General features: G+C 68.7%; 1 protein-coding gene. It reads right to left on the bottom strand.

Annotated features, from left to right (window positions below; all coding sequences use genetic code 11):
* Positions 1–28: 28 nt before the first annotated feature.
* Positions 29–1,303 carry an ISL3 family transposase gene (locus tag AB0I23_RS41490; RefSeq protein WP_359118453.1) on the bottom strand — a complete coding sequence of 425 codons (1,275 nt, stop codon included), beginning with the start codon at positions 1,301–1,303 and terminating at the stop codon, positions 29–31.
* Positions 1,304–1,415 lie beyond the last annotated feature (112 nt).

The raw sequence follows: 1,415 nt of genomic DNA, 5'->3' as shown, positions 1-1,415 counted from the left end.
GGCTCCCCTGTCGCTTCCGTGGGTGTGTTCATGTGGCTTGACGGCCTGGTAGGTGGGGCCGGTGGCCGCCGAGGTTCAGCATGGCGAGGGCGATGAGGGCGTCGGCGTGTTTGAAGCCGAAGGCCATGCGGGTGATCAGGCGGATCTTGGTGTTCATGCTCTCGACGAGTCCGTTGCTCAAGTGATGCTCGGAGGCTGCGACGATGGCGTCCCAGTGCCGGACGATGGAACGTTGCAGCGCGACGAACGGGGCCAGGCGGGAGCGGCGGGCCCACAGTACCCAGTCCCACAGAGCCTGTTGGGTGTCCGCGCCTTGCTTGAGTGCCATCCGCAGGCCCTCCTTGAGCAGGTAGGCGCGGTGCAGGACGGGATGGGCCTTGGCGATGAAGGCGAGCTGGGCCCGCTGGCCTTCGGTGAGATCCTCCGGGTTCTTCCACAGTGCCCAGCGGGACCTCTTGAGGGACTTGGAGCCCGCAGTGGCACGGCCCTTGCCGCCACGCTCGGTGTTCCAGACCTCGCGGCGGACCCGGTCCAGGGCCTCGGTCGCCCACTGGACGACGTGGAAGGGGTCCATCACCCGCACCGCACCCGGGCAGCGCTCGGCCACCACTGCGGAGATCCACTCGGCGGCGTCCGCCGTGACATGCGTGATCTTCGCCGAGCGCTCCTCGCCGAGCAGGTCGAAGAACGTCCGCAGGGTGGCCTTGTCGCGTCCGGCTTCGGCCCACACCAGGCGGCCGGAGTCGTGGTCGACCACGATGGTGAGGTACTTGTGGTGCTTCTTGTAGCTGATCTCGTCGATGCCGATCCGGCGCAACCCGGCCAGCAAGTCCACCCGTTCGGTGACGTCGTCCCACACCCGGGTGCAGATGTTGCCCACCGTGCGCCAGCCGATCCGCATCAGCTGGGTGACGGTGGTCTTCGAGCAGCAGGTCGCCAGCCACGCCACCGTTTCGTCGAACGGCAGGGTGTGTCCGGCGCCGTGCCGTGCCCAGGGCACCGCCGCCACGGTCACCCCGTGCTCGGGACAGGAGATGCGGGGCGCGTCGGCCTCGATCACCGCCCGAATCGCGCCGAGGTCCAGCGCCCGCCAGCGCCGCCGGCCCTCGCCGTTGTCGTACTTGGCGCACCGCCGGTCGCAGATCCCGCACCGCCGCCGTCGGCCCCGGGCCGGCCGGGCGTGCATCACGATCAGCACGTCCTGCGGGCCGCCCTCGTCCGAGCCGCTCTCCTCGGCCTCGAGCCGCTCGATCACGGTCTTCTCGACACCGAGCAGCCGAGTCCATATCCTTGCAGATTGCACGCCGTATCCAGGTTCTTCCGTTTCGTACCGTCGCAAGTCGAAACGTAGCCGGGGTACGGCGTGTTCTGCATATCAGCCCAGGTCAGCGACCCACGGAAACGACAGGGGAGCC

It is taken from the genome of Streptomyces atratus (assembly GCF_040655115.1).
Lineage (GTDB): Bacteria > Actinomycetota > Actinomycetes > Streptomycetales > Streptomycetaceae > Streptomyces > Streptomyces atratus_D.
Note: the sequence above shows the minus strand (reverse complement) of the source record. Positions and strands in the feature narration are given on the sequence as shown.